The sequence below is a fragment of the Nocardia sp. JMUB6875 genome (assembly GCF_041154655.1).
Classification (GTDB): Bacteria; Actinomycetota; Actinomycetes; order Mycobacteriales; family Mycobacteriaceae; genus Nocardia.
In genome coordinates, this window is sequence record NZ_BAAFGR010000295.1 from 1 (window position 1) to 5,721 (window position 5,721).

At 67.8% G+C, this 5,721-nt stretch carries 7 protein-coding genes; 4 read left to right on the plus strand and 3 right to left on the minus strand.

The annotated features are described in order from the left end of the window. From ACAM49_RS38355 to ACAM49_RS38365, 3 genes are all read right to left on the minus strand, one after another. Positions 1 to 709, minus strand: a 709-nt coding sequence (locus tag ACAM49_RS38355; RefSeq protein ID WP_369640426.1) for an ABC transporter ATP-binding protein, incomplete at its 3' end; no start/stop codon positions are given. 69 nt (positions 710 to 778) lie between these two features. Continuing rightward, the gene (locus ACAM49_RS38360; RefSeq protein ID WP_369640427.1) at positions 779 to 1,354 is read right to left on the minus strand and encodes an HdeD family acid-resistance protein; all 576 of its coding nucleotides are present in this window, start codon (positions 1,352 to 1,354) and stop codon (positions 779 to 781) included. Positions 1,355 to 1,448: 94 nt separating this feature from the next. Next, complete coding sequence (locus ACAM49_RS38365; RefSeq protein ID WP_369640428.1) at positions 1,449 to 2,294, minus strand: helix-turn-helix domain-containing protein; 846 nt, start codon at positions 2,292 to 2,294, stop codon at positions 1,449 to 1,451. Positions 2,295 to 2,373: 79 nt separating this feature from the next. Between ACAM49_RS38365 and ACAM49_RS38370 the strand changes: the two genes are divergently transcribed. The 4 genes from ACAM49_RS38370 to ACAM49_RS38385 all read left to right on the plus strand — a co-directional run. Continuing rightward, positions 2,374 to 3,201 carry an alpha/beta fold hydrolase gene (locus ACAM49_RS38370; RefSeq protein ID WP_369640429.1) on the plus strand — a complete coding sequence of 276 codons (828 nt, stop codon included), beginning with the start codon at positions 2,374 to 2,376 and terminating at the stop codon, positions 3,199 to 3,201. Between the two features lie 13 nt (positions 3,202 to 3,214). After that, positions 3,215 to 4,021: a class I SAM-dependent methyltransferase gene (locus tag ACAM49_RS38375; protein ID WP_369640430.1), complete on the plus strand. Its 807-nt coding sequence runs from the start codon at positions 3,215 to 3,217 to the stop codon at positions 4,019 to 4,021. Positions 4,022 to 4,100: 79 nt separating this feature from the next. Next, positions 4,101 to 5,321, plus strand: coding sequence for an acyl-CoA dehydrogenase family protein (locus ACAM49_RS38380; RefSeq protein WP_369640431.1), 1,221 nt, complete (start codon positions 4,101 to 4,103; stop codon positions 5,319 to 5,321). An 83-nt stretch (positions 5,322 to 5,404) separates the two neighbouring features. Beyond that, positions 5,405 to 5,721: protein kinase (locus ACAM49_RS38385; protein WP_369640432.1), on the plus strand; the 317-nt coding region annotated here is incomplete at its 3' end.

Consider the following 5,721-nt stretch of genomic DNA (forward strand, 5'->3'; position numbering starts at 1 on the left):
CCCGTAGCCATTCCGCGTCCCCGCCCAGCACCAGCCGATACCGCAGCGGCCCCGCCTCGGTCAGCTCCGCCGCCGAACCCTGCGCGACCACTCGCCCGTCGGCCAGAATGATCAACCGATCGCACAGCCGCTCCACCAGATCCAGCTGATGCGACGAGAACAGAATCGGAACACCTTGCGCCGCATACTCACTCAACAGCGCCGCCATCGAATCCACCGCCACCGGATCCAATCCGGAGAACGGCTCGTCCAGCACCAGCGCCACCGGTTCCGCGATCACCGCCGCCGCGATCTGCACCCGCTGCTGATTTCCCAGCGACAGCGACTCCAGCTTGTCCTTGCGCCGGGAGCCCAACTCGAACCGTTCCAACAGCGCATCCGCCCGCGAACCCGCTGCGGCAGCGCTCATCCCGCGCAGCCGCGCCAGATACACCAGCTGATCGACGATCGGCTGCTTGGGATACAGCCCGCGTTCCTCGGGCATGTACCCGAACCGCCGCCGATCCGCCGCGGTCACCCCGAGGCCGTCCCAGCGCACCTCTCCGGCGTGAATCCCCAGCACCCCCATGATCATTCGCATGGTGGTGGTCTTTCCCGCCCCGTTCCCGCCCACGAAACCGGTCAACATCCCATCCGGCACGGTGAACGAAACATCGTCCACCGCCGTCTTCTCCCCGAACCTGCGCACCAGTCGCGCCACTTCCAACATCGAACCTCCCCGATCGTCTCCGGTCCCTTCCGACGCTAGAGCACGCGAGGACGGCCGGGGAGGAGGCGGCTACGCGGTGGCGCGGCGCAGCTGGAACGCGGTGCCGGCCTCCAGGATTCCGATGACGATGAGCCACCAACCGGCGAGCAGGGTGAGCACGGTGATGGAGTCGAACGGCGCGACGATCAGCACGATCCCGCCCGCGGTGATGATCAGCCCCGACAGCGCCTGCCAGCCGCGCATCGGCAGGTCCGGGTCGGAGAGCGCGGCGATGAGCTGCATGATGCCGCGGAACAGCCAGCCGATGCCGATCCACAATGCCAGCAGCAGCACCGATTCCAACGCGCTGCGGAAGGCGAAGAAGCCCAGCATGATCGAGAGGAACCCGCTCACGAACGAGAGCACCCGCAGCCCGGCGGACACGTGCGCGCCGAATACGGTCATGAGCTGGGCGATACCGGTCAGCAGCAGGTAGATCCCGAACAGGATGCCCGCCACCACGAGGGTGGGGCCGGGCCAGGCGAGGACCAGAATGCCGAGGATCGCCGTGAGAATTCCGGTGAGAAGTAGTGCCTGCCAGGTGTTCTGTGTGACCTGGCGCCAGGGTGTCGGAAGAGGTTGGCCGGTTGCGGAGGTAGGAACCATGATCGATCCCAGGGGCCGAGGGTTTCGCGACGGTCGTCGCCGCCCCAGTATCGGCGCTGCGCGGAACCCACACGCCGACATTCGCGACAATTGGTTACCGTCCGGGCCAGCCCCAGGCGAGTTCGTCGACCGCGAGGAAAGGCTCGTCGACCACGGTCGCGGGGGTCAAGCCGGTGAAGGCCATGACGTCTCGATGCAGGTGGGATTGGTCGGTGTAGCCGCCCGCGGCGGCGGTGGCGGCGGGGGCGTGTCCGGCGACCAGGTGGTGGACGGCGTGGTCGAAGCGGATGAGTTTGGCGGCGCGTTTGGGCGTCAGGCCGAGTTGCGTGGAGAAACGGGACCACAGGAGTTTTCGGCTCCAGCCGAGTTCCGCTGCCAGCTGTTCGATCCGGATCGTCCCGCGACCGGCCGCGATCTGCCGCCAGGCCCACGCCACCTCGGGATGGACCCGCGAGGTCCGCGCGCAGCGCCGGGCCAGCCAGGAGTCGGTCCACTCGAAGCGATCGTCCCAGGCGGCGAGCTCGTCGAGTTGCTCACCGAGCCTTGTGCTTTCACGGCCCAGCAGGTCCTCGAGCGGCACCACCGAATCCTTCAGCTCGGCCGCCGCGGGACCGAGCACCGTGTGCGCGACGATCGGCGACAGCCGCACCTGCAGGCAGTCGAAGGTCTCCACCCGCAGCGCGCGCAGCACATCGCCGAAGCCGGGCCCGATGACGAAGCTGCCGCGCAGCCGCCGCCCGCCCGGATCTTCCACGCCGATGGTGCCGCCGAACACCAGCAGCAGGGTCACCGCCGGGTGCGGGATGAGCCGGAGTTCGGGCGGGGTGCGGCCGCGATCGCCGAATCCGGCCATGCTGACTCCGGGCACGCGGCCCGGCCGACGCGGACTCGCGATGTCCCACAACATCGCGTCATCGCGCACGGGCACGCCGGACCCCATGCCGCCATGCTACGCAGCCGCCGGGCGACGGGAACATTTGTCCAATACGGCACCCGGCCGCGGCGGCGATAGTGCACGTATGACTGTTTCCGACAACAACTTACGCGCCGCCGACCAGCCGATCGAACTGGATGAAAGCGGGATCCACGTCTACGACGACGGGCCGCGCGAGGCCCCGGCGCTGCTGCTCATTCACGGCACGGCCGCCTCGGCCGAATCGTGGGACCCGATGGTTCCGCTGCTGACCGGATCCCATCGGGTTCTGCGCGTCGATCTGCTCGGCTGCGGCCGGTCCGCGCCGCTCGGGGACCTGCCCTACACGGTCGCCGACCAGGCCCGCCGGGTCGGCCTCGCGTTGGACGAGCACGTTGTCGAGCGAGTCGTCGCCGTCGGCCACTCCAGCGGCTCGGCCGTCGCGACCGCGCTCGTCGAACAGCGACCGGACCTGGTGGCCGCGGTCGTCATCATCGACTTCGGTCCCGGCATAGACGCTTACATCGGGCCGGAGGCACAGGCCGCGCCGCAAGTGCCGTGGTCGGACCTGACCGACGCGCAGTTCCGGATGCTGATGCGTGGCGGGTTCAGCGCGGACTTCGAGATCCCGCAGGCATACGTCGACCAATTCCGCGCCATCGATCCGGTGGTCTTCGCCGCGGCCTCCCGGGCCAACCTCGACTACCTCGAAGAGCGGCCGCTCACGGAACGTCTTGCGCCCCTGGGCAAACCGCTGCTGGTCCTCCACGGCGAGGCCGACGTCCGATGGAACCCCGCGGCCGCCGCCGAGTATCACGTCGTGCCCGGCGCGACGATAGAGCTGCTGCGCGGCGTCGGGCACTCACCCAACCTCGAGGACCCGGCCCGCACCGCGACAGCCTTGCTGGACTTCACCGCGAAACACGCACTGTAGGAAGGAAAGTCAGATGACCGGAGCCGAACTGTCCGGAGTCCCCGAGACGGCGTTATGGACTCTGCGCAATCGCGCCGAGGAGGCGTTGCGCGACGATTCCGATTTCACCGACAAGGAGGCGATCCGCCTCTATAAAGCCTTGGCCGGAGAGGATTTCGAACGCTTCGGCCCGCCCAGCCAGATACACGCCCTGCGCGCCATGGTGATAGACGAGATCGTCGCGCAATACCTCGCCACCCACCCCGCCGGGCCGGTGGTGGCCCTCGGCGAGGGATTGCAGACAACCTATTGGCGGCTGGGCGAACCCGAGGCGGCGTGGTTCTCTCTCGACCTGCCGGACATGGTCGAGGCACAGCAGCGGCTGCTGCCCGCCGCACCCGGCATCACCCGCTTGCCCTACTCGGTGCTGGATCGCTCCTGGTTCGACCGAGTCCCCTCGGGTCCGGCCGTGATCACCGCCGAGGGCCTGTTCATGTACCTCCCGCCCGCCGAGATCCCCGGGCTGATCGCCGACCTGGCCGCGCACTTCCCCGGCGGCATCCTGCTCTACGACTCCGTCCCGCGCTTCTTCAGCGCCCTGGCCATGCGCGGCCGAATCCGCTTGAGTGACAACTACACCGCGCCGCCGATGCCCACCAGCCAATCCCCGCGCCAGGCCCGTCGCCTACCGGCCCGGATCCCGGGAGTTATTGCCGCCCGAGACCTGATCCCACCACCCGGCCGCGGCCCCTGGGCCTCGCCGCTACGGCGACGGACCGTGAACCTCCCCATCATCCGATCCATCCGACCGTCGCTGACCCTGCTGCACTTCGCGGCCTGAGTGCCCGGCCCGGCCGTCCGTTTTAGAACCTGTTCTATATTCGGGGTAACGATCCGGCGAGCCCTCGGGAGTTCACTACATGTACCAGTGGTCCGATGAAGACCTGATGTTCCGCGATGTACTGCGGGGTTTCATCGACAAGGAGATCAAGCCTCACGTCGAACAGCTGGAGAGCGGTGAACTCCCGCCCTTCGACATCATCCGGAAGCTGTACGCGACTTTCGGATTGGACGAAATGGCGCGCGAGGGACTCGAGAAGGCCATAGCCCGCGAGGAGGCCGGGACCACCGGCAAGCCCGGCGGCGGGTTCAGCGGATCGGGCTCGATGGGTGTCATCCTCAACAGTGAGCTGGCCGGGATCAGCCTGGGCCTGGTCGCCTCGATGGGCGTGAGCCTCGGGCTCACGGTCGGGACCATCCGCAGCCGCGGCACCCTGGCGCAGAAGAAGCGGTGGCTGCCGGAACTGGTCACCTTCGAGAAGGTCGGCGCCTGGGCGATCACCGAACCCGATTCGGGCTCGGACGCTTTCGGCGGCATGAAGTCCTATGTCCGCCGCGACGGCGAGGACTACATCCTCAACGGCCGCAAGACGTTCATCACCAACGGCCCCTACGCCGATGTCACCGTCGTCTACGCCAAGCTGGACGAGCAGGACGACACCGATCGCCGCGACCGCAAGGTGCTGACCTTCGTGCTCGACAAGGGCATGCCCGGCTTCACCCAGTCCAAGCCGTTCAAGAAGATGGGCATGAACTCCTCGCCGACCGGCGAACTGTTCTTCGACAATGTGCGCATCACCCCCGACCGCCTGCTCGGCGAGACCGAGACCCCGGCCAAGGGCGACGGCAAGGACAGCGCCAAGGAGTCCTTCGCCGCCGAGCGCATCGGCATCGCATCGCTGGCGCTGGGCATCATCAACGAATGCCACCGGCTCTGCGTGGATTACGCGAAGTCGCGCAAGCTGTGGGGCAAGGAGATCGCGCAGTTCCAGCTCATCCAGCTCAAGCTGGCCGAGATGGAGATCGCGCGGATCAATGTGCAGAACATGGTGTTCAACGCCATCGAGCGGACGGCGGCGGGGGAGAAGGTGTCCCTGGCCGAGGCGTCGGCCATGAAGCTGTACTCCTCGCGCGCCGCCACCGAGGTCGCCATGGAGGCCGTGCAGCTCTTCGGCGGCAACGGCTACATGGCGGAATACAAGGTCGAGCAGCTGGCCCGCGACGCCAAGTCGCTGATGATCTACGCGGGCAGCAATGAGATCCAGGTGACCCACATCGCCAAGGGGCTGCTCGCCGGGTAGATCGCGGCTTCGCGCCGAGACCGCCTGCGCACCGCGGGGCCAGGCGGTACCGTTCGAAACGGTCGACGTGCCGAGGGGACCGAATGCTGCGCGCGGGTGAGATTTTCGCAGGTTATGTGATCGAACGCCGCCTGGGGAGCGGCGGCATGGGTGAGGTGTACCTGGCGCGGCATCCGCGCTTGCCACGCCAGGTGGCCCTGAAATTGCTCGGCCGCGAATTCGCCGCCGACGGGGAGATCCGCGCCCGCTTCGAACGCGAGGCCGATCTGGTCGCGCGCCTGGATCACCCGAACATCGTCTCGGTCCACGACCGCGGCGTCGAAGACGACCGCCTCTGGATCTCCATGCAATTCGTCGACGGCATCGACGCCTCCGAACTGGACCCCGCCACCCTCCCGCC

Bases quoted from the DNA above. Each gene is read 5' to 3' on its own strand.
- ACAM49_RS38365 (WP_369640428.1), bottom strand. From the start codon at position 2,294: ATGGGGTCCGGCGTGCCCGTGCGCGATGACGCGATGTTGTGGGACATC.
- ACAM49_RS38375 (WP_369640430.1), top strand. From the start codon at position 3,215: ATGACCGGAGCCGAACTGTCCGGAGTCCCCGAGACGGCGTTATGGACT.
- ACAM49_RS38370 (WP_369640429.1), top strand. From the start codon at position 2,374: ATGACTGTTTCCGACAACAACTTACGCGCCGCCGACCAGCCGATCGAA.
- ACAM49_RS38380 (WP_369640431.1), top strand. From the start codon at position 4,101: ATGTACCAGTGGTCCGATGAAGACCTGATGTTCCGCGATGTACTGCGG.
- ACAM49_RS38360 (WP_369640427.1), bottom strand. From the start codon at position 1,354: ATGGTTCCTACCTCCGCAACCGGCCAACCTCTTCCGACACCCTGGCGC.